Source organism: Streptomyces viridiviolaceus (assembly GCF_014650995.1).
Lineage (GTDB): Bacteria > Actinomycetota > Actinomycetes > Streptomycetales > Streptomycetaceae > Streptomyces > Streptomyces viridiviolaceus.
Window position 1 is genome coordinate 97,324 of the sequence record NZ_BMWA01000024.1, and the last position, 23,925, is coordinate 121,248.

Consider the following 23,925-nt stretch of genomic DNA (forward strand, 5'->3'; position numbering starts at 1 on the left):
TCGGCGTCGGCGGCCCGGCGTCAGGCCACATGAAGCCGTGGCCCCGCCGGCTCGTCCGGGCACCGGTCCCGTCCGCGTCTCAGTCGTTCTTCCGGAAGATCTCCGACATCCGGTCCCCCGTGTCACGGGCCAGCAGCCCCGCCGAGTCCGGGGCGATCAGACCGACCCGGGCCGCCAGCTCCCGGCCGTGTACGTCGACGGCCGCTTCGACGAGTGCCGCGAGCCCCTCCAGCGCGGCACGGGCACGGGACCGGGACGCCGCCGCGCAGCCCACGGCGACCAGCGCGGCCGGCCACCACCAGCAGGCGAGCAAGGCGTAGCCCACCGCCCAGGCCGCGAGCCGCGCCGCGGCGCCGAAGGAGTCGTGGGCCGACCGGATCTGCCGTTCGGCGGGCTCGGGGAGGATCAGCCACAGCCGGGGCCACAGGGCGGCGAGGTCGGCCCCGTAGGCGGCCTCGACGCGGTCCGCGGCCGCCTGCATGCGGTCGCCGTACCAGGTGGGCCGCGTCGGGGCGCGTACCGCGATGCGGTCGCGGGCCTCGGTCAGCGCCTGGATCCGTGCCCACGTACGGGCCGGGACCGACACCGCACCGTCTGCCCCGTCCCCGGTCGTGGCGGCTCGGAGGACGGCCTCCTCGACCTTCTCGTCCCTTTCACCCCACCGACGTCGGCGCCGTGCCGTGAGGGCACGCGAGAGGGGGTCCTGGCCGAAGCGCAGCCAGTACCGCTCGATGGCGCCTCCCAGGAACTGCGCGCCGAGTGAGGCCGCGGCGGCGGCCAGCAGGACGAGTGCCACCACAAGTGCGGCGGTGCCGGTCCGGTCGAGCGCGGGACGGGCGGCGAGCTCGTCCAGTGTGGTGCGCAGCCGGTCGACGTCGTGCCAGTGGCGGTGGCCCAGGGTGGTGCCGACGGCGGTGACGGCCAGGAAGAGGGCGCCGGGCAGCACCAGGAGGTTCAGCCAGCGTTCGGTGAGCTTGCTGCCCAGGGTGGCGAGGAGAGGGTTCATGGGGTCGGCGGCCCGGAGGCGGTCACCCGTCGGGGCGCAGGCGCGCCTTGTGCATACGTGCGTCGTGGACGGCACAGTGCGGGGCGGGCAGCAGGTCGCGGGCCCGCTCCGACCGGCTGCAGCGGACCGGTCCGGGGCACACGGCCACCTTGAGGTGCTGGGCGACCCCGCGGACCGCGAGCCCAACGCGTGCCGGGGAGAGGCCGACCGCGACCCCGGCCCGACGCAGCGCGTGGTCCAAGGCGTCGAAGCACGCGGCGAGTTCGTCGGCGTCCGCCCCCGACCGCAGCCGGTCCCGCGCGCGCTCGGCCGCCTCCCGGACGTCCGGTTCGCGCATCGTGTCGCGCGAGCCGAGCAGCGCGCACAACGCCGCTGTGCGGTGCACGAGTTCGGGATGGTCAGGCGATACGGTCATGCTCCAAGTGTGCCCGAGGACTGGCACTGTTGAGGGTGGGTCGCCACGCCACGGGGTTGAACGACAGGGGGGCGCGACAAGGTGAGGGACGACCGGGACCGGCTCGTGCAGGCCATCCGCGCACGCGTCGCAGGCGCGGGAAGCGCGCACACAGGGGTGAATCCGGACGTGGTGTTCGGCCCCGAGGCCGACGCCGAACTGCGGGGACTGCTGTGCCTGGCCGACCTGAGGACCGACCTGGAGGCCCGGCACGCGGCGGGATGGCTGTGTGCCGCGCGCGCGGCGGCCTCCCCCGGTCCCGACGGCCCCGTCCACGGCGCCATGGCCGGAACCCTGCTCTTCCCCGTCTGGGTGGCCGATCCCGGTCTCGTACCACCGCAACTGGCGGCCGGTTACGCGACGACCGACCCCGCGGTCCGGCCCGACCCCGCGAACGCCGACGGTGTCGCCGAGTGGTCGGCCCAGTGCGCGGCGGCCGTGATCGCGGCCGAGGGCAGACAGCACGATCCGCCACGGGACGCCACCGAGGACGACCTGCGCCTGTACCGGCTGGCCGTGCGGGTGGGCATCGACGCGCCCACGCACGAGGCCCTGCTCGCCACGGCGGTCGCGACAGGCAGCCTCGCCGTCCTCGCGACACCCGAGCACGATCCCGCGTACGTGCCCCGGGTCGCCGATCTGACCCACGCGCTGTCCCTCGTCGGGCGGCGCGAGCCGGACGCCGACTCGGGACCGGCGGCGGGGATCCGACTCAGCCACCGCACCCTCAAACGCATCCCGGCCCACTCCCCCGAGCGGCTCCTGGCCCTCAGCAACCTGGGCATCCAACTGCTGGAGCGCTACAGGCAGTCGCTCGACCCGGAGGATCTCTACGAGGCGGTCGGCATCGCGCGAGACGTACTGACCCAACTGCCCCCGCACAGCCCGCACCTGGCCCACTGCCTGAGCACCCTGGGCGCCGCGCTGCTGGCGCTGAGGCACCGGGAGGGCGCCACGGCCGAGGAGTGCGACGAGGTGGTGGACCTGTTCCGCCGGGCCGCCGCCGGCGATCCCAAGGGTCCGGCCGCCGCAGGTCTCAACCTGGGCCTGGCACTCATGCTGCGATACCAGCGCACCGGCCGGCCGCAGGATCTGCACGAGGCGGTCGGGGTGCTGACACAGGCATGGGAGGCGTCGCAGGACGGGGAGCAGCGCACCGGGGTGCGCAACACGCTGGGCAACGCCCTGCGCGCCCGCTTCGCGCTCACCGGCGATCCGGCCGATCTCGACGCGGCGATCACGCATCTGACGGCCGTGGCAGCCGCGTCCGCGCAGGCGACCGCCGAGACCGCGACGCGGCTGATCGCCCCCGCGATGGCCCTGCACGCCCGGTACCGGCTCGATCCCGACGGCAACAGCGCGGACCTGGCCGAGGCCCTGACGCTGCTGCGAAGGGCCGAGGCGCTGCTGCCGCCGGGCCACCCCGAGCGGGCCGTGACACTCAGCGATCTCGGCCTGGTATTGACCAGCAGCTATCAACGCACCGGCCGTCGGGAGGAGTTGAACGAGGCGGTCCGGGTCATGCGGGAGGCGGTGGCGTCGACCCCGGAAGAGCACGAGATCCTCAGCGTGCGGCTGCTCAACCTCGGGATGGCCCTGGGCCTGCGCCACCAGCTGCTGGGTGACGGCGAGGACCTGCGGGAGGCCCAGGAGTGCCGGCGCCGTGCCAGGGAGCTGCCCGGGCTGGGCCGCGCACACCGCGCGACGGTGCTCGGCTCCACGGCGATCAGTGTCATGACCGGTTTCGAGCGTGCCGCCGACCCGGACGCCCGGCTCGACGAGGCGATCCGGCTCTTCAGGGAGGCCCTCGCACTCACCCCGGCGGACGACCCCCTGCTGCCGCGCCGCCGCCACAACCTGGCCGCGGCCCTCATGAGCCGCCGCGACCCCGCGCAACGGCTGATCGATGCGCGGGAGGCCCGGGAGCTGGCCGACGCGGTCGTCGCGGCACTGCCCGCGGACTCGCCCGACCTGCCCGGTGCCCTGACCCTGGCCGCAGAGACCCGCCTGTTGAGCTTCCGCTCCCTGGTGTCGTCGGCGGTCCGCAAGGAGGCGATCGCGCTGTTCCGCCGGGTGGTCGAGGTCACCCCGCCGGGCCATGCCAGGCGCACACTGCGCCTGACGAACCTCGGCGTCGTTCTGCGGGACCAGGGCACCGGCCGGGGACGCGACACCGATCTGGCCGAGGCGGCCGACGTGTTCAGGCAAGCAGCCCTGGAGCAGCAGTGCCCGCCCTCGGAGCGCCTGACCGCCGCGCGGGCCTGCGGCGACCTCTGGGCGCAGCTCGGCGTCTGGGACCGTGCCCTGGACGGCTACGTGATGGCGGTCGACCTGCTGCACTCCGTCACGCCCCGCCATCTCCTGCGGGACGACCAGGAGTTCCTGCTGAGCCGGTCCGTCGGTCTGGGGGCTGCCGCGGCTGCCTGCGCCGTGCGGTGCGGCCGGCCCGGGCTGGCGGTCGGGCTCCTCGAACAGGCCAGGGGTGTGCTGCTCTCCCAAGCCTTCGACGCCGACAGCGACCTCACCCGGCTCCGGGAGGCCGCACCGGACCTCGCCGACCGCTTCGAGGAGCTCCGTACGGCCCTCGACACGGCGACCGAGAGCCGGGAACCACTCAGTGCCGAGTTCCCGGAGGAAGCCCCCCGGGACGGAGCGCGCGCCGCCGACGCCCGGGCCGACCGGCGCCAGCGGTTGGCCGCCGACTGGCAGGAACTCACACGCCGGATCCGCACCGAGCACCCAGGACTCGGTCTGCTGCGTCCGGTGCGTGAGTGGGACGAACGCGAACTGCGTGCGACGGCGGCGGCAGGCCCGGTGGTCCTGGTCAACGTCTCCCCGTACGGCAGTGACGCGCTGGTCGTCACCGAGCACTCCATCGACGCCGTGCCGCTTCCGGGGCTCGATCCGGGGACGACGGCAACGCGCCGGCAGAAGTTCGAGGAGGCCCTGGCACGCATCGAGTCGCCCGGAACCCCGCGCAGGCAGGCACAGCGCGCCCAGCAGGTCGTCCGGTCCACGCTCGCCTGGTTGTGGCAGACGGTCACCGGCCCCGTCCTCGACCACCTCGGCGTCCCGGCCGCACCGACGGGACCGTGGCCCCGGCTGTGGTGGTCGCCGGGCGGCGCCCTGGGCACGCTGCCGCCGCACGCGGCGGCCCCCGCCGACGGCACCTCGGGCGCGCTGGACCGGGTGGTCTCCTCCTACACGCCGACGCTGCGCGCCCTGCACCACGCCCGGCAGCGTGCCGCCCGCCCGGCGGGCACCGGAACGCTCGTGGTCGGCGTCGCGGAAGCCGCCGGCACGGCACCCCTGCCCGGCGTACGCCGCGAGTCGGAGCACCTGGCCGGGCTGCTGCCCCGTGCCGAGCTGCTGGCCGACTCCTCGGCCACGCGGTCCGCGGTCGTCTCCGCCCTGCCCCGCCACGCGTACGCGCACTTCGCCTGCCACGCCCTCAGCGATCTGCGGAGTCCGTCCGACAGCCGGCTCATCCTCCACGACCACGCCGAACACCCGCTGACCGTCCGCGACCTCGCCCGGCTCAGGCTGCCGGCCGCCCGTCTCGCGTACCTCTCCGCCTGCGACACCCTGCGCAGCAGCCCCGAACTCGCCGACGAGGCCGTCCACGTCGTCAGCGCGTTCCAGATGGCCGGCTTCCCGCACGTCGTCGGTTCGCTGTGGCACGTCGTCGACGCGATCGGGGCCGAGACCGCCCGGAACGTGTATGCGGCCCTGCACACGGGCAACGGCGCACTGGAGGTGTCCCGCACCGCGCAGGCCCTGCACACCACGGTGCGCTCGCTGCGGGACACCTACCCGCAGACCCCCAGCCTCTGGGCCTGCCAGGTGCACGCGGGGCCGTAGGGGGTGCAGGAGCGTTCAGCCGGTCTCGACGGCGTCGTCCATGACCGACGGCGGTCGTCTGCGCGACGAACTCAGAAAGGTCCCGGCCGTCACCCGCGTAGCCTGTCTCCGTGCCGAACTCCCGTCTGCGTCGCGTTGCCGTCCTGGTGCTCGAGGGTGCGAAGCCGCTCGACGTCGGTATCCCGGCGCAGGTGTTCACGACCCGCGCAAGCATGCCGTACGAGGTGCGGGTGTGCGGTGCGGTACCCGGTCTGGTGACCGGCGGCGACGGCCTGTCGTACCACGTCGCCCACGGCCTCGAAGCGCTCGCGTGGGCGGACATCGTCTTCATCCCCGGGTACCGGTCCCCGGACCGCGACGATCCGCCGCGGGCCGTCGTCGACGCGCTGACGGCCGCCCACCGCCGGGGCGCGCGGCTCGCCGCCATCTCGACGGGCGCCTTCGCGCTCGCCGCCACGGGCCTGCTCGACGGCAGGCGTGCGACGACGCACTGGCACTACGCGCGGGCGCTCGCCGCGAAGCATCCGCTCGTCCAGGTCGACGAGAACGTCCTGTTCGTCGACGAGGGCAGCGTGCTGACGTCGGCCGGTGCCGCGTCGGGCATCGACCTGTGCCTGCACATGCTGCGCGGTGACCTCGGAGTGGCCGCGTCGAACCACGCGGCCCGGCGCCTGGTCGCGGCCCCCTACCGCAGCGGCGGCCAGGCGCAGTACGTGCCGCGCAGCGTGCCGGAGCCCCTCGGTGAGCGGTTCGCCGCGACCCGCGAGTGGGCGTTGCACCGGCTCGGCGAGCCCCTCACCCTCGAGGTGCTCGCCCGGCATGCGGCGGTGTCGCCGCGCACACTCTCGCGGCGGTTCGTCGAGGACACGGGCTACACGCCGATGCAGTGGGTCATGCGCGCCCGCGTCGACATGGCCCGTGAGCTGCTCGAACGGTCGCAGCGGAGCGTCGAGCAGATCGCCGCCGACGTCGGTCTGGGGACGGGCACGAATCTGCGGCTGCACTTCCAGCGCATCCTCGGCACCACGCCCAGCGAGTACCGGCGCACGTTCGCCAAGGGCGAGTAGCCCGTCGCACCTGGCGCGATCCTTTCGAACCGTGGCACTCACGCCGCTGCCGCGGACCCGCGCCGCGCGCGAACCTGGTGACGAACGAAGGGACACCACTCATGACGCGCATCGCCATCAACGGATTCGGCCGCATCGGACGCAATGTGCTGCGGGCACTGCTCGAACGCGACAGTGACCTCGAGATCGTCGCCGTCAACGACCTCACGGAGCCCACCACCCTCGCCCGGCTGCTCGCCTACGACACGACGGCCGGCCGGCTCGGTCGCCCGGTGACCGTCGACGGGAACGCCCTCGTCGTGGACGGCCGCCGCATCACCGTGCTCGCCGAGCGTGAACCGGCGCGGCTGCCGTGGGGCGAGCTCGGTGTCGACATCGTGCTCGAGGCGACCGGCCGCTTCACGTCGGCCAAGGCGGCCCGCGCCCACCTCGACGCGGGCGCGAAGAAGGTGCTCGTCAGCGCGCCGTCGGACGGAGCGGACGTCACGCTCGCGTTCGGGGTCAACACCGACGCGTACGACCCGGACCTCCACACGATCGTCTCGAACGCCTCGTGCACGACGAACGCGCTCGCGCCGCTGGCCGCGGTGCTCGACGAACTCGCCGGCATCGAGCACGGATTCATGACGACGGTGCACGCCTACACGCAGGAGCAGAACCTGCAGGACGGTCCGCATCGCGACGCCCGCCGTGCCCGCGCCGCCGCCGTCAACATCGTGCCGACCACGACGGGCGCCGCCAAGGCGATCGGCCTCGTCCTGCCGAACCTCGACGGCAAGCTGTCGGGCGACTCGATCCGGGTGCCGGTGCCGGTGGGCTCGATCGTCGAGCTCAACACGACCGTCAGCCGTGACGTGTCGCGTGACGACGTCCTGACGGCGTACCGCGCCGCGGCCGAGGGCCGGCTCGCCGGCATCCTGGAGTACTCGGACGACCCGCTCGTGTCGTCCGACATCACCGGCAACCCGGCTTCGTCGGTCTTCGACTCGGCCCTCACCCGCGTGGACGGGCGCCACGTCAAGGTGGTCGCCTGGTACGACAACGAGTGGGGCTTCTCGAACCGCGTGATCGACACGCTGGAACTCCTCGCCGCCGGCTGACCGAGCACCGGGTGCGGCGCCTCCTGGGGTGCCGCACCCTGGAACGACGGTGCGCCGTCCTAGCCCGCGGGTACCGAGCGTTCCGGACCGGTCGACGAGGCCGCCTCCCGCGGTCCGGGCTCGCCGTCGCCGCGGCCCGGACCGCGGAAGACGGCCAGCCGCAGTACGAGGAAGCGCACGACGGTGACGACCACGGACGTGCCGGCGAGTACCACGGTCTCGGCGACTCGCGGAGCGCCGGGATCGAGGTGCTTGAACAACAGGACCGCACCGGACGTGACCAGGTAGCCGAGCAGGAAGAGGCCGCCGGCCCCCAGGTGGGCACGGACCGCCGGTGCGGCGACGTGTCCGAAGGTCAGCCGCCGGTTCGCTTCGGTGTTCAGCACGGTCAGTACGAGCAGGGACACCAGGTTGGCGACCGCGGGCTGCCACCAGTTGCGCAACAGCCAGTAGAGCAGTGCCTGTCCGACGGTCGAGACGATGCCGATCGCGATGAAGAAGCCGACCTCCCGGGACCATGGCAGGCGGGCCGCCCCGGGAATCCTCAGCCGAGCCATCTGTCACGCCCCCACCGCTCGTCGGCCGGGTGATCACCACCGGCACCTCGTGCCTGCGCAGCCTACTAGGCGCGGTGCTCCGCGGTGTTCCAGGGCCGACGGGCCCGACCGGGCGGAGGCGCGGGCCCGCCGACGGCGGTGTGGCGGGCACGGCGACCACGACGCGGCGGGGTGCACGGCCGGCTGCGGAGACAGGAGCGCGGGGTCCTCACCCAGCCGTGCCTCCGGCCGCACCACCGCGGCACAACACCGCATGCTCCGCGACGAACGCGACCGGTTCGCCACCAGGGTCGAGGGGACGACCCACGCGCTGCGCCGTCTCGACCAGCCCGTCACCGCGGCCGACCGGCGCGGCGGACGACCGGTCCGACGCCGTCCGCGGGACCGGTGCCGCACTCGTGCCGGACCGTGGGGCGAGGACCGGCGTCGGTGAGGGCGTCGTCCCGCGGCACGGCGGACCGGGCTTCAGTCCGTCAGACGTGCCAGCACCGAGCGCATCGCGCGGTGCACGGCCTCACGGGACTCGTCGGTCGGGTCGAGGGTCTCGAAGCCGTGGTGGCCGTTCGGTACGTCGACCACCTCGACGTCCGCCCCGCAGTCCTTGGCCGCGGCGAGGAACTCCTCGACCGTCGCGGCGATCTCGGGCATCTCCAGTCCCACCCGGACGAGGACCACGGGCAGCGTGCCCGCGCCCGCCAGCGCGTCCGCGGGACGGAACCGGCTGTCGCCGAGCCCCCAGTTCGGCAGCGGGGCCAGGATCGGGTAGACGGCCGCCAGGCAGCGCAGCCATGCCGGGGGCGCCCCGAGCCAGTCCGCCGTGAGCGGGCCGCCGCCGGAGAAGAACCACAGCGCGACCCGGTCCCCGTCCACCCGGGGATCGGCCCGGACCTGCTCCACCGCGGCGGCCACGTCCGCCGCGGCACGCTCGTAGTCGGCCAGGTCGTGCAGGCGGTGGTCGAGAGTCGCTCCCACCACGCCCTGCGCGGCCGCGTACCGGGCGTACCCCACCAGGGTCGGCCAGTCCCTCGGGGTCGGCCGCGCCTCGGCGGGCACCGGGCCTCCGTGCACGAACACCACCGCGGGCCGGGGACCCGCCGCGTCGGGCAGGTACAGGTCGACGTTCCCGTTCCGCTCCCGGGGGATCTCGGGGACGTCCAGCAGGAACGGCCGCAGGTGCCCGGGCGTCCCGGCGGCCTCGGCCGGGGTCAGCCGATGTCCCTCGCCGGCCGCGGCCCGCAGCAGGGTGTCCGCCAGCTCGCCGGGGCAGGACAGCATCGGCCAGTGCCCGGTGGGCAGTTCGAAGAAGGTCACGCTCGGGTCGGTCAGGGCCTGCAGGGCGGGGTCGCCGAAGCCCACCAGCATCTGGACCATCTCGATACTCGTGCCGTTGCCGGTGCACAGCACCCCGGTGGTCGGCACCGCGTCCACCGCGCCGGTCAGCCGCAGCGGCTGCAGCAGGGTGCCCAGCGGCTGCGGTACGGCGAGGGCGGTGAGCCGGTCCAGCGCCACGTCCGGGATGCCCTCGGTGCTGCCCCACCGCTGCCACGCCTCACGTGCCGGAGGCGGCAGAACTCCGTCGGCCCCCTCGGCCCCGCCCGCCCCGGCGCGCTCGGCCAACTGCTCGCGCAGCGACTGGTCGGGCACGGCGGCGAGCGCCGGGACACCGTCCTGCGGCATACCCGAGTCCAGGTGGACGATCCGGGCGATGCGGTCCGCCCGCCGGTCGGCTGCGCCCAGCACCGGGTGGATGCCGTAGTCGTGGCCGACCAGCACGATGTCCCCGGATGCGGCGGAGTCGATCGCGGCGAGCACGTCCGCGACGTGCGTCTCCAGGTCGATGCCGGCGACTTCCGCACCGCCGGGCGGGCCGTCGAGTCCGGTGAGGGCCACCGCGTGCGCTTCGGCACCCGCCGCGGTCAGTCGCCCGGCCGTGCCCTCCCACACGTGTGCGTTGGTGAACAGCCCCGCCACCAGGATGAACGCGGTCATGACTCTCTCCTCGGTACGCAGTCGTCCGCGGCCGCTCCGATGGCCGCGGCCGCGCTCGCGGGTACGGTAGGAACTCCGCCTGGGGGAGGTTCAAGTGTTCACGTCGTACGACGGTCTGTGCAGCATCGGCGAGCTCGCCGAGCACGCGGGGGTCACCGTCAAGACCGTCCGCTTCTACTCCGACCGCGGTCTGCTGCCGGAAGCCTCCCGCAGCGTGGGCGGGCACCGCCGTTACGGTCCCGAGTCGCTCGAACGGCTGCGTCTGATCCGTTCCCTGCGCGCCCTCGGTCTGTCGGTGCCGGAGGTGCACCGCGTCGTCGACGAGGAGGACGCGCCGGGCAGTGTGCTGGAGGACGCCGTCGCCGGCAGATTGCGCGAACTCGGCACCGAGCTCAAGGCGTTGCGCTGGCGTGAGGCCGCGCTGCGGCTGGTGCAGGAGTGTCCGCCCGCGGAGCGGGCCGACCGGCTGCGCGTCATCGGCGCGGTGAGCACCCCGCCGAGCACGGCGCCGCTGGTCCGCTTCTGGCGCGGCTGGCTGCCGCCGCGGATGCCGGCCCGGTCGGTCACCGCGTTCCTGGAGGCGGCGGTCCCCCAGCCGCCCGACGACCCCGAGCCGGCCCAGGTCCTCGCCTTCGCCCGGCTCAACTCCCTCACGCTGCGCCCGTGCAAGGGCGTCGAACAGCCGCAGCCCGAGGCCCACAGGGCGGCGGGGGCCCGCGGGGCGGCCGTACTGTACGCCGGGCTGGCCGAGGCGTACGAGCTGGCGGGCGCGGGGCTGCGCCTGAACCGGGAACCGCACCCGGGTGAGGCGCTGGACTGCTTCGTGGCCGCCTACGCGAGCGCGTACAGCGCTCGGGACACGGCGGACTTCCGCCGTCTGCTGGCGGGGCAGCTCGCGGCGGACCCGCGGATCGACCGGTACTGGGAGCTGGTGGCCGAGGTGATCACCCCGCCGGGCCGGCGGCCGGAGCCCACGCCCGGGTCCGCGCACGACTGGCTGCTCGCCGCGCTTCGGACGCAGACGGCCGGCACGGCGGCGTGAGCCGTCCGCGCGGCACCGGCTCGGAGACCGGCCCCGGTCGGCCGCCGAGGCGATGCGCCGCCGTCGGCGAGACGCCGGCGCACCTCGACGCGTCTACGACGGGCCGGTGACGCCGACGTGCGGGCGGGCCGAGCCGCGCAGCCTGCGGCCCCGCCGGGTCGGCCCCCAGGGCTTGAGGAGCGAGATCACCGTCATGAACACGTAGGCGGACAGGGAGACGATCGGTCCGAACAGCACGTCGCCCGCGTCGGGGAGGGGCCGGCCCGCGGCGACGGCCGCGACCGCCGAGTCGACCCCGGGGCGCAGCGCGAAGGCCGTGGCCACGGTCGTCGCCAGGGTGAGCCAGAACTTGGTCCAGACCCACCGGTGCCGCGCCAGACCCCAGGGGGTGCCCAGGGACAGCACCACACCGCTGGAGAGGGTGAGGAACGCCAGAGGGAGCAGGAGCCAGTCGGCGAAGAGCTTCATGGCGCGGACACCGGCCTCCACGCTCGCCGGTGAGGCGGTGGTGGCCGCGGTGACGCCGAGCGCCAGCAACCCGAGCGTGAGCCCGAGCCATCCGGCGGAGGCGACGACATGGACGACGAGGGAAGCCCGGCGAGCGGGTCGGCTGAGTTTCACCTCACCCACGCTGCCGGGTGATGCCCCCGAAGACGTCCGGCGGCGGGAGTAACCGCGCGTACCGACCTGGGCGTACGCGGGGCGTCGCCGGACCAGGTTCTGGTTGTGGCCGCGCGGGTTGCTGCCGCTCACTGTCGAGCGCGTGACCGGCGTCTTCTTCGCCCGCTTGGCGTAGCCCTCGATGTCGGTGTCCTGGGCGGTGACGGGCGTCGCAGTGCCGCGTCGCGCAGTCCGACCCGATGCCCGTGCCCGCCGCCACGGGCAGCAGCGGCCGGCGCCGGCTCGTGGCACGGGGTTGACCTGGGCGCCGTACATGGTGAAGCGCCTCGAAGTCGACGGGCCATGTGGTCGACGCTCGCCGCCCTGCGGCAGGCCGACGTGCGCCATAGGCTGCTTCGCGAGACTCTTCACCTCGCTGCCGGGAGTTGCCATGCGCCTGCCCATCGAACCGAGACACGTGCCGCCACGACTGGTCACCGGAGCCTTCCTCCTCGACTCCGGCATGTCCAAACGCGGCATGGACGAGCAGAGCGCCGCCTACCTGCACTCCATGGCGAAGACCGCCTACCCGTTCCTCGGCAGGCTGCGGCCGACCACCTTCGTCCGCATGCTCTCGGCCGGTGAGACGGCACTCGGCGCCGCACTGCTGCTGCCGGTCGTACCGACGATGGTGGCGGGGATCGGCCTGACCGCGTTCTCCTCCGGCCTGGTGGGCCTGTACCTGCGCACCCCCGGCATGCGCCGGCCGGGCGGCCTGCGCCCCACTCAGGAGGGCATGCCACTGGCGAAGGACTTCTGGATGCTCGGTATCGGGCTCGGCTTCGTCGTCGACGAGGCCAGGTGCAAGGCCCGCTGACCACCTCCGCCGTCGCTCACACGACCAGGATCAGCCGGCCGCGCACCTCCCCTGCCTCCAGCCTCCGGTGGGCCTCCGCCGTCCTCGACAACGGCAGACGACCGACGATGCGCGGACGCCACGGGGTGTCGCGCAGCAGGCGTACGACCCCCTGCGCCGCCCGGGCGAGGTCGTCGGTCGTGGCGTTGCTGATGGCGAAGCCCACGATGCTCGCGTCCCGGGTGTACAGCCGGCCCAGGGGGAGTTCCGAGGGCCCTGCGCCCAGTCCGGCCATCGCGACCAGGCGCCCGCCCCCGGCCAGCAGTTCCACGGACTCGGCCAGCACCCCGTGCCCGGACGTGTCCAGATGCACGTCGTAGCCGTCGGGCGCGGCCCGGCGCAGCCGCTCGCCGAGGTCGGCCGCCCGGTAGTCGAGGACCTCGGCGGCTCCCAGCTCGCGCACAGCGGCGGCGTCCTCGGCGCGCGCCGTGGCGACCACCCGCGCCCCGGCCCGGGCGGCCAGGGCCACGGCCGCGCCGCCCACGTTGCCGGCACCGCCGCCGATGTACACGGTCTCACCGGCCCGCAGCCGCCCGTGCCGGAACAGTGCCAGCCACGCCGATGCCGCCGGGTGGGCGGCTGCCACGAGGTGCTCCCCGTCGATGTCGTCCGGCGCGACGTAGAGCCGTTCGGCGGCGACCGTCGCGTACTGCGCGCACGCCCCCTGTCTGCCCGCGTGACCGAGGCTGTTGCACCACACCCGCTGCCCGTCGGTGAAACCCACCGCGCCGGGTCCGGCACCGACGACCTCGCCCACGAGGTCACGGCCGACGACGAAGGGAAGCGGAAGAGGTGTGGCGTAGGTCCCGGAGCGCACGAACGTGTCCACGGGATCGACGGCCACGGCCCCGACACGGACGAGGACGTCCGTGGGGCCGACGGACGGCACCGGGAGTTCACCCCAGTGGATGTCGTCGGCGGAGCCGACGGAGTCGATGTACGCGGCCTGCATCGTGGGGGGAACGGGAACTGTGCCGGTCATGCCCTCATGCTACGAACCGGCCGTCCGTCCGGCGGTGCGAGAAGCCCTGGTGGGGGAATCCGGACGGGCGCGGGCGCGCACACGGGTGACGCGGCGCCCGCGGGGCCTCGTGGAACGTCTAGAGCCCGACGTCCCCGCACAGGTGCACCTCGACGCCCAGTTCGGCGAAGAGCGCCGCCTTGGCGCGCAGTGCCTTGTCGGCGGTCGCCGCGTCGGGGGCGTAGGCCACGTTGAGGTGATTGGCGCGGTGGCGGGCCATGAACTGGTCGCGGGTGACGCCGTGCAACACCGCGTGCATGATCGGCCACTGGTGGTTGGTGGCTTCCAGCCGGCGCCGGGTCTCCTCCTCGGGCAGTTCCACCGAGGTGGCACGGCCGAGGTCGACGTGCAGGCGGCCGTCCATCAGGAACACCCGCGACCACACGATCTCGCCCGGCTTGGACACCCCGCTGAGCGTGCCGCCGCCGAGGGGGAAGAACATCGGCGGCTGGCGCATGCTGTACGACCTGTCGTAGCCGCCGTTGTGGGAGGCGGGCACCGAGCCGGAGATCTCGAAGACCCACACGAACCGGCCGTCGTACTCCTCGCCCCAGCGGATGTCGTGCAGGGTGGTGGCCGGGTCGAGGCCCATGGCCGTCCAGATCCGGTTGGTGACGAGCGAGTCGACGGCGACGCCCTCGTCCACCTCGTTGAAGTGCGGCAGAGGCGCGCCGGGGTAGAGCTCGCGGGCGCCGTCGCGGCTGAACACCGGGGGGCGCTGCACGTTGTTGAGCAGGCCCTCGGCGAGGTCGCTGGCCGGGACGGTGTCCTTCAGCCCCTGCTGGTACTGGATGCCGACCGCGTCGAGCCCGAAGTCGTCGGAGATGCGCAGTGCGGCGATGTACATCCTGAACTGGCTGAGCAGCTGGGCGTCGGTGAGTTCGGTGGCCTCGTCGGTGCCGGTGTGGAAGGTCATGCCGGCGCGGTCGAGCCAGGCGCGGACCGCCTGGGCCTCCTCGTCGGAGACCTTGTTCATCTCGGCGACCAGCGCGCTCTGCGACAGGCGTTCCTTGTAGATGCCGAGCGGGTTGAGGAGTTCGTCGTCGATGATGGCGTTGTACATGCCCATGCAGCCCTCGTCGAAGACACCGATGACGGCCTTCTCCTCGCGCAGCTGCCGGGCGAGGGCCACGCCCAGTTCGGTCTCGGCGTCCCGCGGCAGGGGCGGCAGGGGGCGTACATGGCTGGTGTCGTGGGTGAGCGTGCCCGTCTCCAGCCAGGTCCGCAGCCCGTCGCGGGACCGGTCGTCGGTGAAGTCGGCGCTCCACAGGAGCGAGTAGTCCCGTCCGGCCTTGGTGAGGCTGCCGGCGAGGTTCAGCAGACCGACCAGGCCGGGGAACTCGCCGCTCCAGTTGGCCACCACCAGGACGGGGCCCCGGTGGCTGCGCAGACCTGCGAGGACGTGGTGGCTGTACTGCCAGACGGCCTCGACGACGATCAGCGGGGCCTCACGGGGCAGGTTCCTGAAGACCTCGATACCGGCGCGCTGGCTGTCGATGAACCCGTGGCCCTTGGCGTCGTCGACCGGGTGGCCGCGGCGGACCTTCCAGCCGAGGTCGGTGACGGCGGCCGCGAGGTCGCTCTCCAGTTTCTCCTGGGTGGGCCAGCAGGTGGCGTTGGCGGCGGGGCGCAGATCGCCGCTGGCCACGGTGTAGACGGTGTGCGGCTCGGCGGCGGGCGGCCGGTGGAGTGCGGGCAGGGCGTACGTGGTCATGCGGTCTCCGTTGGTCGGGCGTCCCGTGGTGGGGGCCGGCGGGTCGCACACCTGGTGCGTGCGCCGACGGGGTGTGCGGGTGTCAGCGGTCCTGCAGGGCCGCCAGCGTGTGGACGAGGTCCGAGGTCGCCGGGTAGAGCCGCCGGTAGAGCGCGTACAGCTCGTCGTAGCGTCCGGTGTGCCCGGCGCGGGGCGTCACCGTCGTGCGCACCGGGTTCCAGTCGTCGATGCGGGCGTCGCCGACGAGTTGTGCGGCCAGCAGCGATCCGCCGTAGCAGGCGCCGATGGTGACGGTGCGCAGCTCCTGCGGGCGGCCGGTGATGTCGGAGACGATCTGCGTCCACAACGAGCCCTGGGTGCCGCCGCCGACGGCGACGACGCGGCGGATGTCGCCGCCGGCCGCCTCGATGACCTCGATGTTGTGGCGCACGCCGAAACCGGTGGCCTCCAGGGCGGCGCGGTAGAGGTCGCCGCGGGTGTGGGAGAGGGTCAGCCCGGCGATCACTCCGCGGGCGTCGGGGTCCATGACCGGTGTGCGCTCCCCGGCGAAGTACGGCAGCATCAGCAGACCGCCCGCTCCGGGGCCCGACTCCGCCGCGAGACGGGTGAGTTCGGCGTGGTCCCCGTCGGCGAACAGGTCGCGCAGCCAGTTGGTGACCGCTCCGGAGGTGGCCATGCCGGCGGCCAGGTTGCGGGTGCCGGGCAGCGCGCCGATGGTGCTCCACAGGGACGGGCTGGTCAGCGCCTTGGGCACCGTGTGGACGAGGAACATCGTGGTGCCGTACATGAGCATCAGGTCACCGGTGTGCTGTGCGCCCACGCTGAGCGCTTCGGCCCAGGCGTCGATGGTGCCGGTGGTCACGGGGATGCCGACGGGCAGACCGGTCTCCCGGGCGGCCTCGGCCGTGACGGTGCCGGCCGCCTCCCCGGACCAGCGCAGCGGCGGCAGGTCGATACCGGGGGCGACCTCGGCGGCCCAGGGGGCGTACCACCCGTGGGTGTGCGTGTCGTACAGCGGAGTGCACTGGCTGGCCGAGTGGTGGTCCAGGACGTAGGCCCCCGTGAGTCGTGCGACCAGCCATGAGCTGGGCATGTACAGGCGGCGGGCCCGGGCGTACAGCCCGGGCTCCTCCTCGGCGATCCAGGTGATCTTGGGCCCGGCGGCCTGGGTGGTGAGGGCGGAGCCGCCGCGGCGGAGAATCTCCTCGGCGCCGAGCCGGGCCTCGATCCGCTCGATCTGGCGGACCGAGCGCGTGTCCACGCCGTAGAGGATCGCGGGGCGCAGCGGGGTGTCGTGCTCATCGGTCAGCAGGACGCAGGGTCCCATGCCACTGACCCCCACGGCGACCACGATGGCGTCCCCGGCGGCGGTCAGTTCGCGGGACAGTTCGGTGAACTCCCGCCACCACACGGCGGCGTCCATCTCGAAACGGCCGGGGCCCGGTCGTGCGGGGGTGTGCTCCCGTACGGCCGAGCGGATCAGGGTGCCGTCGAGGCCGACGAGAACGCCCTTGCTGCTCGACGTGCCGATGTCCACACCGATGACTGCGTTGCGAGGCATGGCGAGCACGCTGGCAGAAATCGATTTCAGCGTCAAGGGAGCACACACAAGCTGCCGTTCATTCAGGAGAACACCACGTCGGACGGATGCTCCAGCGCGCCTCACCGATGACACATCTCACCCCTTGACACCCCCTGGAGGCCCCTCTACGTTTCGGTGAAATGGATTTCAGAGAGGCGCCGCCGGCGGGACAGCGCCTCGTCTCCCCCGCCCCCCACGACGCCCGTTCCGGGCTCGCGGCGGACTCCGTACCCACCCGTGAGGGCAAGACACGATGACGACCTTTGGACTCGACGGCATCTTCCGCAGGACGCGTGCCGTGAGCCGTTCCATCAGCGCCGAGAACTTCACCGGAGCCAAGTCCGGCGGCGGACGCGCCACCGAGGGCACCGGAGCGGTGGCGGCGAGCCGGCTGGGACCGGGCTGGAAGATCTCCCCCAGCATCGACATCCCCGCCGGCGCGACGGCGGTGCTCGCCGACATCGAGGGCCCCGGCACCCTCCGTCACCTGTGGTGCACCACCGACCCGCACCGGGCGTGGCGGGGCACCCTGCTGCGGATGTACTGGGAGGGCGAGGAGGCCCCGGCCGTCGAGGTGCCGCTCGGTGACTTCTTCTGCAACGGCTGGAACGCCTTCAGCCAGGTCTCGTCGGTGCCCGTCGCCGTGAATCCCCACGGCGGCTTCAACGCGTACTGGCCGATGCCGTTCCGCCGCAGGGCGCTCATCACGCTGGAGAACCTGACCGCGGAGAAGGTCACGCTCTACTACCAGGTGGACTACGAGCTGGACGAGGTCGGCGAGGACGCGTCCTACTTCCACGCCCAGTGGCGCCGCAGCCACCCGGTGCCGTCCGGGGAGGTGCACACACTGCTCGACGGCGTCACCGGCGCCGGCAGCTACGTCGGGACCTACCTCGCCTGGGGCGTCAACAGCCCTGGCTGGTGGGGCGAGGGCGAGCTGAAGTTCTACCTCGACGGCGACGACGAGTTCCCGACGATCTGCGGCACCGGCACCGAGGACTACTTCGGCGGCGCCTGGAACTTCGACGTCCCCGGGCAGGGCTACACCGCCTACACCACCCCTTACCTGGGTCTGAACCAGATACTGCGCCCGGACGGGCTCTACGGCAGCCAGCAGCGGTTCGGGATGTACCGCTGGCACGTCCTGGACCCGATACGGTTCGCCGAGGACCTGCGCGTCACGGTCCAGAGCCTCGGTATCGGCCCCGGCCAGGGCAACGGCCTGCCGCACCGCTACCGGCACACCAGCGACGACATCGCCAGCACGTCGCTCTTCTATCTGGACGCCCCGAGCTCCGCGTCCCGTCCGTCCGCACCGGACCTGCTCACGCTCGAGGTCGACTGACCGCCACGCGTCCGGTCGTTCCCCAGGGCACCCGGCGCGTCACGGCACGCCCCGGTTCCCGGGATCCGTCACCGGGGCAGGGGGCGGCCCTCGTCACGAGCACCGCTTCGCCACGGGCCCCGTCTCCAGAATCCGTACTCCGCAAGACCCCCTCCCACTCCGACAGGAGCGCACGCATGCTCCAGCACGGCAACGACGCCGGGCACCCGGCTTCCCACTCCGGCACCTCACGCCGCCGTTTCCTCACCGCGATGGCGGGCGGCGGCGCGGCCGTGGCGGCCCCCGCGCTGCTCACCGGCTGCGGCTCGGCCCAGGCGAAGGGCGGCACCCTCCAGTTCTGGAACTTCTACGGGCCCCAGCGCTCACCCGACCCGGCGATCAACGCGCAGTCCCAGTGGTTCGTCGACACGGTCGGGAAGTGGAACGCCACCCACAGGACACAGATCGACCTCGTCCACCTGCCGCAGCCCACGTACCTCAACGGGTTCAAGCTGCCGTCCGCCTTCGCCACCGGCGAGGGCCCGGACATCTTCCTGCTCTCCCCCGGCGACTTCCTGCGCTACTACAACGGCGGTGTCCTGGCGGACCTGACCCCGCACCTGGACAAGGCGGCCGTCGACGACTTCGGGTCGTCGCTCGACAGCCGCAAGGTCGACGGCAAGGTCTACGCCCTTCCCATGGAGGTCGAGCCGCTGGCCATGTTCTACGCCCAGGACGTCTGGGAGAAGGCCGGCCTGTCCGAGGCCGACATACCCACCACCTGGGACCAGATGCTCGACGTCGGCGACAAGCTGCGCAGCAGGACCCGGGCCGGTCTCGTCTTCGAGACGAACCCGGGCTACTACCAGAACTTCACCTGGTACCCGTGGATGTGGCAGGGCGGCGGCGACGTCCTGGACGAGCGGGGCGCGGTCGCCTTCGACTCCAAGGCCACCCGTCAGGCCCTGTCCCTGTGGCAGGACGCGGTCCGCCACGGCATCGCGCCACGCACCCTGCCCGCCGCGGGCGACGTGATCGGCGGCTTCAAGGGCGGGAACGTCGCCATGTGGCAGCAGGGCATCTGGAACGTCTCCAGCTTCAAGGCGTTCGCGCCCGACTACGGGTACGGCGTCTTCAAGCTGCCGGTGCCGCCTGGCGGCAGTTACGTCACCGCGCTGGGCGGCTGGTCCTTCTGCGCCAACGCGCAGGGCCGCGACCCCGAGGCGGCGGCCGAGTTCTGCGTGTGGGCGCTCGGATCCATGAAGGACGACTCCATCGACCGGATGGTCGACTGGTGCGTCGGCGCCAAGTCCGACGTCGCTCCCCGCGACAGTGCCCTGGAGCGGGGGGCCGCGAAGGGCGGCTACGACTCCGAGGTGATGAGGAAGTTCAAGGACGAGATCTTCCCGGGGGGCCGCGCCGAGCCGCGCTATCCGCCGGTGGTCTACAAGGCGATCTCCGACGCCATCCAGGGCACGATGCTCGCCGGCCGCGGCGTGGACGGCGAGACCGAGCGAGCCGCCCGGTCCATCACGGCCTACACCAAGAGCTACAAGGGGGCGAGCCTCGTATGAGCAGCGTCGCCGCACAGGAGCGCCGCCGGACCGGCGCGGCCCCGACGCGGACATCCACCTCGTCCGAGCGGCCGCGGCTCAGCCGTAGGCACCGCGAATGGCTGGCCGCCGGCCTGTTCCTCGCACCCGACGTGCTGGGGCTGCTGGTCTTCGTCGCGGTCCCGATGGTCCTGTCCATCGCGTTGAGCTTCTTCCAGGTCAGCGGCTTCGGCTCGTACGAGTGGATCGGCCTCGGCAACTACGAGCGGATGCTGGACGACCCGCTGTTCTGGGACTCCATGAAGATCACCGGCCTGTACGTCGTGGTCCTCGTCCCGGTCCTGTTCTGCGTGAGTCTCGCACTGGGCCTGCTGGTCAAGCAGCGGCTGCCCGGCATCGGCGTCTACCGCACCGCGCTGTTCCTGCCGTACGTCGTCAGTCTGGTGGTGGTCGGCGTGCTGTGGAAGTTCCTGCTCGACGAGCAGACCGGCGCCGTCAACCGGGCCATGCGGGCGGCCGGGTTCGACGGCGAGTCATGGCTCGGCAGCCCGTCGCTGGCCCTCGGCTGCGTCATCGCCGTCATGGTGTGGGTGATGATGGGCTACTACATGATCATCTTCCTCGCGGGGCTCCAGGAGATCCCCAAGGAGTTCTACGAGGCCGCGAAGATCGACGGCGCCGGGCCGTGGACCACCTTCCGCACCATCACCTGGCCGCTGCTGCGCCCGACCAGCTTCTTCGTCCTGTTGATGTCGACGGTCGCCGCCATCACCGGCGGCCTCGACCTGATCTTCGTCCTGACCAACGGCGGTCCCGCGAACGGCACTTCGCTGGCGATCTTCTACATCTACCAGCAGGCCTTCGGATTCGGGGAGTACGGCTATGCGTCGGCCATGGGCTCGTTCCTGGTGCTGATCATGGTCCTCGTCTCCGCGGTGATCTTCAAGTTCACGAGAGGCGGGAGGTTCGACGATGGCGAGTGACACCGTGGCGACCCGGGCCGGCACCACCGTCCACCGCCGGCGGCCCTCCCGGCGCGCCGGGCTGACGGTTCTGGCCGCCGTCCTGTCGCTGATCAGCATCCTGCCCGTGCTGTGGATGGTGACGTCGTCCTTCAAGACGCGTGCCACCGTCACCGACGGCAGCCTGATCCCGCGTGAGTTCACCTTCGACAACTTCGTGTACGTCTTCACGGAGGTGCCGTTCGGACGCTACCTGTGGAACAGCTTCCTCATCTCGGCGGTCATCACCGTGGCGGCGCTGTTCTTCCACTCGATGGCCGCGTACGCGCTGGCGCGACTGCGCTTCCCGGGCCGCGAGAAGCTCTTCGGGGCGATCTTCGCGACCCTCCTGGTGACCGCGCCCGTGGTGCTCATCCCGCTGTTCCTGGTCGCCCGCGAGCTGAACCTGCTCGACAGCTACGCCGGCCTGATCATCCCGTCGATCTTCAACGCCTTCGGCATCTTCCTGCTGCGCCAGTTCTACCTCGGCCTGCCCAGGGAACTGGAGGAGGCGGCGGTCATCGACGGCTGCGGCCACTGGCGGGTGTACTGGAACATCGTCCTGCCGATGTCGCGGCCCATCCTGTCGGCGCTGGCGATCTTCTTCTTCCTCGCCAACTGGAACGCCTTCGTCTGGCCCCTGGTCGCCACCAACGACCAGGACCTGACGGTGGTCCAGCTCGGTATCGCCTCGTTCCAGACGCAGTACACCTCCAACTGGAACTACATCCTGGCGGCGGCGACGGTGGCCGCGCTGCCCATGCTGATCCTGTTCTTCGTCTTCCAGCGGCAGATCGTGGAGTCCGTCAAGACGTCCGGCCTCAAGTGACCCGCGTCCGCGGCACACACGGGCGGCGCCGCACCGGCCGGGAGACCGGTGCGGCGCCGGAGGCCTTTTCACGCTGCGTCCGCCGGTGCCCTCAGGCCCCGGCCGGCCCGCCGGTGCTCTCGCGGACCTGGAGCCTGGTCCGCAGGACCACGGTCTGCAACGGCGAGGCGCTGCCGTCCATCCGTTGCAGCAGCAGCTCGGCCGCGGCCCGCCCCAGCTCGTACGAGGGCAGCTCGACGGCCGACAGCGACGGCCGCACCAGCGAGGCCCAGGGGACGTCGCCGAAGGACAGCACACCGACGCCGGGCGGCGTGCGGCCGGCCTCGCGCAGAGCGTCGAGGACACCGATGGTCATGAGGTTGTTGGCGACGAACACCGCGTCGGGCGGCTCCGGCAGCGACAGCAGCTCGCGCATCGCCGCCCGGCCGCCCTCGACCCGGAAGTCGGCGTGCCGGACGTAGGAGTCGTCCACGGCCCCCGCGCCCCGTGCGGCGGTCAGCGCCGCCCGGTAGCCGGCCAGTCGCTCCTCCGAGGTCGAGGCGCCCTCGGGCCCCGTGACGCAGGCGATCCTGCGGTAACCGGCCTGGAGCAGATGACGGGTGGCCACCTCGCCGCCGTGGTGGTCGTCGACCCTGACCGCGTCCACCTCGGCGTCCCGGGGCCGGCGGTCCACGGCGACCACGGGCACGCCACGAGCGGCCAGCGGCCCGAGGTCCGTCTCGTCCCGGGAGGCCGCCGCCACGATCACCCCGGCCATCTGCTCGCCGAGCGCGACCTCCAGGTAGCGCCGCTCCTTCTCGGTGTCCTCGTCGGAGTTGCACAGCACGACCGAGAGGCTGGTGCGCTGCGCGGCGTCCTCGACACCACGGGCCAGCGAGGTGAAGAAAGGATTCTCGATGTCCGGGATGATCAAGGCGATCACACTGGACCGCTGCTTGCGCAGCGACCGCGCCACCCTGTTGGGTGCGAACCCGAGGGCCGCTGCGGCCTCTTGCACGGACTGCGCACGAGCCGGTGTGACACTGCCGCCGTTGAAGACGCGTGAGACGGTCGCCGGGGATACTCCGGCGGCTCGCGCCACGTCCTGGATCGTCACCACCTGCGCCCGCATCCTTTCACCGTCCGTGAGGCCACCCTACCCTGCCGCTGAAAAGGATTTCACCCCTGAATGGAGCGGCCGTCGAGCTGATCGTCGGCCGGTTCCCGACCGGTGAAGTCCATGCCGGCGGTGCTCAGATCGGCGGATACGTCGGGACTCCACCGGGCCGGACCGCGGAACGTCCGCCCGTCGCCGGTGGCCCCGGTCGATTCTGGAAGACTCGGGGGACGGCAACCGAGGAGGTCCCGTGCAGTTGCGCAACGTCTCACCGTCGGACGTCGACGCCTACGTCCGGATGCGGTGCGATCCCGTCATGATGGCGGACCTCGGCGGTCCCCTGCCGCGCGAGGAAATGGCGGACAAGGTCCGGCGGGACGCACGGGAGGCGGCGGCGGATCTCGCGTGGATCAAGATGATCGTCCCCGATCCGCACACCCCCGACGTGGTGGCCGGCACCGTGACCATCTGGTCCCACGACACCGAGGACGGGCCGATCTCCGAGATGGGATGGATGATCCTGCCCGAGTTCCAGGGCCGGGGGCTGGGCAAGCGTGCCGTCCACGCCCTGTTGTCGCAGGCTCGCGACGAGGACCGCTGGGGCGTCGTGCACGCCTTTCCCGCGACGCGCAACGCGGCGTCGAACGGCGTGTGCCGCTCCGTCGGGTTCCGGTTCCTCGCGCGGCGCGAGGTGGAGTTCGCCGGCCGTGTCCTGAACTCCAACCACTGGGCCATCACTCCCCGGACCGATCTGACGTGACCGGATCCGGTATGCGCGCCGCTCGGCCGGGGGCAGGCTGCTGAATAGAATCCGCTGTCATGCCGAACACTGACGAGCTTCTCGTCGCCATCTCCGCCATGGTGGAGTCCGAGCCGAGCAACCAGATGTCGCTGACCGTGGTCGTCGGGGGTGCTGTCATCACCGGCCGGCTGGCCCCCGAGGCCATGTGGAGGGAGCGCGTGTCGGAGGTCCTGAGGAACTCGGACCGCCTCGGCCCGTTCGCCGACGTCTTCGCCGTCGACCGGTGCCGGGTCCGCGACGACGGCGACGGACCCACGCATCTGCACTTCCACCTGGCCCGGATCCTCCAGGGCAGCATCGGACTCCCCGAGACCGGGGGAATGTACCGAGTCGCGATCAAGGACGTCAGCGCCTGGACCGTGGGCGACCTCAGCTACTCGGACCAGTAGCCGCCGCGACCTGCCGAGCCCG

20 protein-coding genes are annotated in these 23,925 nt (G+C 72.6%); 11 read left to right on the forward strand and 9 right to left on the reverse strand.

Translation table 11 applies throughout. The features are described from left to right. Positions 1 to 79: 79 nt before the first annotated feature. Both IE260_RS30285 and IE260_RS30290 read right to left on the reverse strand, forming a co-directional pair. The gene (locus IE260_RS30285) at positions 80 to 1,006 is read right to left on the reverse strand and encodes a hypothetical protein (RefSeq protein WP_189877612.1); all 927 of its coding nucleotides are present in this window, start codon (positions 1,004 to 1,006) and stop codon (positions 80 to 82) included. A 22-nt stretch (positions 1,007 to 1,028) separates the two neighbouring features. Beyond that, positions 1,029 to 1,421, reverse strand: coding sequence for a hypothetical protein (locus tag IE260_RS30290; protein WP_189877614.1), 393 nt, complete (start codon positions 1,419 to 1,421; stop codon positions 1,029 to 1,031). An 81-nt stretch (positions 1,422 to 1,502) separates the two neighbouring features. Between IE260_RS30290 and IE260_RS30295 the strand changes: the two genes are divergently transcribed. The 3 genes from IE260_RS30295 (at position 1,503) to gap (ending at position 7,488) form a co-directional block, all read left to right on the forward strand. Further along, entirely contained in the window at positions 1,503 to 5,321 is a 3,819-nt protein-coding gene (locus IE260_RS30295) for a CHAT domain-containing tetratricopeptide repeat protein (RefSeq protein ID WP_189877617.1), read from the forward strand. A gap of 110 nt (positions 5,322 to 5,431) precedes the next feature. Further along, the gene (locus IE260_RS30300; protein ID WP_189877619.1) at positions 5,432 to 6,388 is read left to right on the forward strand and encodes a GlxA family transcriptional regulator; all 957 of its coding nucleotides are present in this window, start codon (positions 5,432 to 5,434) and stop codon (positions 6,386 to 6,388) included. A 101-nt stretch (positions 6,389 to 6,489) separates the two neighbouring features. Beyond that, positions 6,490 to 7,488 (forward strand): type I glyceraldehyde-3-phosphate dehydrogenase, encoded by a 999-nt coding sequence (gene gap, locus IE260_RS30305; RefSeq protein WP_189877621.1) that lies wholly within the window; start codon positions 6,490 to 6,492, stop codon positions 7,486 to 7,488. Between the two features lie 59 nt (positions 7,489 to 7,547). Here the strand turns inward: gap and IE260_RS30310 are convergent, their stop codons facing one another. Both IE260_RS30310 and IE260_RS30315 read right to left on the reverse strand, forming a co-directional pair. After that, positions 7,548 to 8,045, reverse strand: coding sequence for a GtrA family protein (locus IE260_RS30310; protein WP_189877624.1), 498 nt, complete (start codon positions 8,043 to 8,045; stop codon positions 7,548 to 7,550). Between the two features lie 465 nt (positions 8,046 to 8,510). Next, complete coding sequence (locus IE260_RS30315) at positions 8,511 to 10,034, reverse strand: alpha/beta hydrolase (protein WP_189877626.1); 1,524 nt, start codon at positions 10,032 to 10,034, stop codon at positions 8,511 to 8,513. Positions 10,035 to 10,128: 94 nt separating this feature from the next. Here IE260_RS30315 and IE260_RS30320 point away from each other — a divergent pair, with 94 nt between their 5' ends. Beyond that, complete coding sequence (locus IE260_RS30320; protein WP_189877628.1) at positions 10,129 to 11,076, forward strand: helix-turn-helix domain-containing protein; 948 nt, start codon at positions 10,129 to 10,131, stop codon at positions 11,074 to 11,076. Positions 11,077 to 11,169: 93 nt separating this feature from the next. On the opposite strand, the gene IE260_RS30325 is transcribed toward IE260_RS30320, so the two are convergent. Beyond that, positions 11,170 to 11,697 (reverse strand): DUF2269 domain-containing protein, encoded by a 528-nt coding sequence (locus tag IE260_RS30325; protein ID WP_189877701.1) that lies wholly within the window; start codon positions 11,695 to 11,697, stop codon positions 11,170 to 11,172. Positions 11,698 to 12,127: 430 nt separating this feature from the next. Between IE260_RS30325 and IE260_RS30330 the strand changes: the two genes are divergently transcribed. After that, a complete protein-coding gene (locus IE260_RS30330) occupies positions 12,128 to 12,553 on the forward strand; it encodes a hypothetical protein (RefSeq protein WP_189877630.1) in 426 nt (141 codons plus the stop codon). A gap of 16 nt (positions 12,554 to 12,569) precedes the next feature. On the opposite strand, the gene IE260_RS30335 is transcribed toward IE260_RS30330, so the two are convergent. From IE260_RS30335 to IE260_RS30345, 3 genes are all read right to left on the reverse strand, one after another. Then, positions 12,570 to 13,574 (reverse strand): NADPH:quinone reductase, encoded by a 1,005-nt coding sequence (locus IE260_RS30335; RefSeq protein ID WP_189877632.1) that lies wholly within the window; start codon positions 13,572 to 13,574, stop codon positions 12,570 to 12,572. A gap of 118 nt (positions 13,575 to 13,692) precedes the next feature. Then, on the reverse strand, positions 13,693 to 15,327 hold the full coding sequence (locus IE260_RS30340) for a fucose isomerase (protein WP_189877634.1): 1,635 nt from the start codon (positions 15,325 to 15,327) through the stop codon (positions 13,693 to 13,695). 82 nt (positions 15,328 to 15,409) lie between these two features. Next, positions 15,410 to 16,888 carry an FGGY-family carbohydrate kinase gene (locus IE260_RS30345; protein WP_189877636.1) on the reverse strand — a complete coding sequence of 493 codons (1,479 nt, stop codon included), beginning with the start codon at positions 16,886 to 16,888 and terminating at the stop codon, positions 15,410 to 15,412. A 319-nt stretch (positions 16,889 to 17,207) separates the two neighbouring features. Here IE260_RS30345 and IE260_RS30350 point away from each other — a divergent pair, with 319 nt between their 5' ends. The 4 genes from IE260_RS30350 (at position 17,208) to IE260_RS30365 (ending at position 21,616) form a co-directional block, all read left to right on the forward strand. Next, on the forward strand, positions 17,208 to 18,254 hold the full coding sequence (locus IE260_RS30350; protein ID WP_229881452.1) for a glycoside hydrolase family 172 protein: 1,047 nt from the start codon (positions 17,208 to 17,210) through the stop codon (positions 18,252 to 18,254). A gap of 176 nt (positions 18,255 to 18,430) precedes the next feature. Next, a complete protein-coding gene (locus IE260_RS30355; RefSeq protein ID WP_189877640.1) occupies positions 18,431 to 19,807 on the forward strand; it encodes an ABC transporter substrate-binding protein in 1,377 nt (458 codons plus the stop codon). Then, positions 19,804 to 20,769: a carbohydrate ABC transporter permease gene (locus tag IE260_RS30360; protein ID WP_189877642.1), complete on the forward strand. Its 966-nt coding sequence runs from the start codon at positions 19,804 to 19,806 to the stop codon at positions 20,767 to 20,769. The genes IE260_RS30355 and IE260_RS30360 overlap by 4 nt, the downstream gene beginning before the upstream one ends. Next, a complete protein-coding gene (locus IE260_RS30365) occupies positions 20,759 to 21,616 on the forward strand; it encodes a carbohydrate ABC transporter permease (protein ID WP_229881454.1) in 858 nt (285 codons plus the stop codon). Before IE260_RS30360 ends, IE260_RS30365 begins: the two co-directional genes overlap by 11 nt. 91 nt (positions 21,617 to 21,707) lie before the next feature. Here IE260_RS30365 and IE260_RS30370 read toward each other — a convergent pair whose 3' ends face one another. Next, positions 21,708 to 22,727 carry a LacI family DNA-binding transcriptional regulator gene (locus IE260_RS30370; RefSeq protein ID WP_229881457.1) on the reverse strand — a complete coding sequence of 340 codons (1,020 nt, stop codon included), beginning with the start codon at positions 22,725 to 22,727 and terminating at the stop codon, positions 21,708 to 21,710. A gap of 235 nt (positions 22,728 to 22,962) precedes the next feature. Between IE260_RS30370 and IE260_RS30375 the strand changes: the two genes are divergently transcribed. Next, a complete protein-coding gene (locus tag IE260_RS30375) occupies positions 22,963 to 23,472 on the forward strand; it encodes a GNAT family N-acetyltransferase (protein WP_189877645.1) in 510 nt (169 codons plus the stop codon). A 59-nt stretch (positions 23,473 to 23,531) separates the two neighbouring features. After that, positions 23,532 to 23,903, forward strand: coding sequence for a GvpU-like protein (locus IE260_RS30380; protein WP_189877647.1), 372 nt, complete (start codon positions 23,532 to 23,534; stop codon positions 23,901 to 23,903). Positions 23,904 to 23,925 lie beyond the last annotated feature (22 nt).

Coding starts and splice junctions, on each gene's coding strand:
- IE260_RS30285 (WP_189877612.1), bottom strand. CDS start 1,006: ATGAACCCTCTCCTCGCCACCCTGGGCAGCAAGCTCACCGAACGCTGG.
- IE260_RS30315 (WP_189877626.1), bottom strand. CDS start 10,034: ATGACCGCGTTCATCCTGGTGGCGGGGCTGTTCACCAACGCACACGTG.
- IE260_RS30310 (WP_189877624.1), bottom strand. CDS start 8,045: ATGGCTCGGCTGAGGATTCCCGGGGCGGCCCGCCTGCCATGGTCCCGG.
- IE260_RS30330 (WP_189877630.1), top strand. CDS start 12,128: ATGCGCCTGCCCATCGAACCGAGACACGTGCCGCCACGACTGGTCACC.
- IE260_RS30380 (WP_189877647.1), top strand. CDS start 23,532: ATGCCGAACACTGACGAGCTTCTCGTCGCCATCTCCGCCATGGTGGAG.
- IE260_RS30365 (WP_229881454.1), top strand. CDS start 20,759: ATGGCGAGTGACACCGTGGCGACCCGGGCCGGCACCACCGTCCACCGC.
- IE260_RS30360 (WP_189877642.1), top strand. CDS start 19,804: ATGAGCAGCGTCGCCGCACAGGAGCGCCGCCGGACCGGCGCGGCCCCG.
- gap (WP_189877621.1), top strand. CDS start 6,490: ATGACGCGCATCGCCATCAACGGATTCGGCCGCATCGGACGCAATGTG.
- IE260_RS30335 (WP_189877632.1), bottom strand. CDS start 13,574: ATGACCGGCACAGTTCCCGTTCCCCCCACGATGCAGGCCGCGTACATC.
- IE260_RS30370 (WP_229881457.1), bottom strand. CDS start 22,727: ATGCGGGCGCAGGTGGTGACGATCCAGGACGTGGCGCGAGCCGCCGGA.
- IE260_RS30355 (WP_189877640.1), top strand. CDS start 18,431: ATGCTCCAGCACGGCAACGACGCCGGGCACCCGGCTTCCCACTCCGGC.
- IE260_RS30345 (WP_189877636.1), bottom strand. CDS start 16,888: ATGCCTCGCAACGCAGTCATCGGTGTGGACATCGGCACGTCGAGCAGC.
- IE260_RS30340 (WP_189877634.1), bottom strand. CDS start 15,327: ATGACCACGTACGCCCTGCCCGCACTCCACCGGCCGCCCGCCGCCGAG.
- IE260_RS30290 (WP_189877614.1), bottom strand. CDS start 1,421: ATGACCGTATCGCCTGACCATCCCGAACTCGTGCACCGCACAGCGGCG.